The sequence below is a fragment of the Comamonas sp. B-9 genome, assembly GCF_000410635.1.
Taxonomy (GTDB): domain Bacteria; phylum Pseudomonadota; class Gammaproteobacteria; order Burkholderiales; family Burkholderiaceae_C; genus Comamonas.
The window spans coordinates 1-1110 of sequence record NZ_APCR01000118.1 but is presented as its reverse complement, the minus strand read 5'-3'; the positions used below and the strand labels follow the sequence as shown (position 1 = coordinate 1110).

At 70.5% G+C, this 1110-nt stretch carries 1 protein-coding gene; it reads right to left on the bottom strand.

The window, feature by feature from the left end; genetic code table 11:
• Window positions 1–12: 12 nt before the first annotated feature.
• A complete protein-coding gene (locus tag H928_RS0100880; RefSeq protein WP_084635588.1) occupies window positions 13–1050 on the bottom strand; it encodes a phosphotransferase family protein in 1038 nt (345 codons plus the stop codon).
• Window positions 1051–1110 lie beyond the last annotated feature (60 nt).

The window sequence follows — 1110 nt, the reverse complement described above, 5'->3', positions numbered from 1 at the left end:
CCTCAGGGCTGATCAGCCGCGCTCAAAAGCCTGCGCGCATTGCCAGCCCAGCGCTGCCAGCGGGCCGGCTTTGGCGCCCGTCGCAGCGGCATCAGCGGCCGCCGCCGTGCCATCGGCAGCGCGCTGCGCAATGCCGTAGAGGATGGCGGCCATGCGGAACAGGTTAAAGGCCAGGTAGTACTCCCACAAGGGGCCCGGGTCGCGGCCGGTGCGCTCGGCATACAACGCCAGGTACTGGCGCTCGTCAGGGATCCCCAAGGCCGCCAGATCACAACCACCCATGCCGCGCCACAGCGCAGGCGGCACGCGCCAGGCCATGCCGTGGTAGGCCAGGTCGGCCAGCGGATCGCCCAGGGTGGACAGCTCCCAGTCCAGCACGCCGATGATCTGCGGCTCGCTGCGGTGCCAGACGAGGTTGTCCAGCCGGTAGTCGCCATGCACCAGGGTGGTCTCTTCGGCCTGCGGCAGATGCAGAGGCAGCCAGTCCATCAGCTGCTGCATCGCAGGGTCTACAGGCACCCGCAACTGCTGGGTCTGCTGGCTCCAGCGCCTGGTTTGGCGCGCCACATAGCCGCCCGCGCGGCCATAGCTGCCCAGGCCCAGCGCGGCTGGGTCCAGCTGGTGCAGCGCGGCAATCACGCGGTTCATCTCGCTGTACAACGCGCCGCGCTCGGCGGGCTGCATGCCGGGCAAGGCCGGGTCCACCAGCACCCGGCCGTCCAGAAAATCCATCAGGTAAAACGGCGTGCCCAGCAGTTCGGCATCGTCGCAATAGGCCAGCATGCGCGGCACGGGCACCGCCGTGCCGGCCAGGGCCTGCATCACCTGGTGCTCGCGGTCAATCGCATGCGCTCCCGCCACCAGGCTGCCAGCGGGCTGCTTGCGCAGCACCATTTGCCGGCCGCCCAGCTGCAGCTTGTAGGTGGGGTTGGACTGCCCGCCCGCCAGCACGCTCACCGTGATCGGCTCGCCACCCGACAGGCCCAGGCCGTGCAGATAAGGCTGCAGCAGCTGCGCCAGCGCCTGCGGGCTGTGGCTGGCCGCGTTCACAGCGGGCGCGGCGCTGCGGGCACCGCCTGGATGATCGCTGGCACGCCGCGCTCGGCCTGC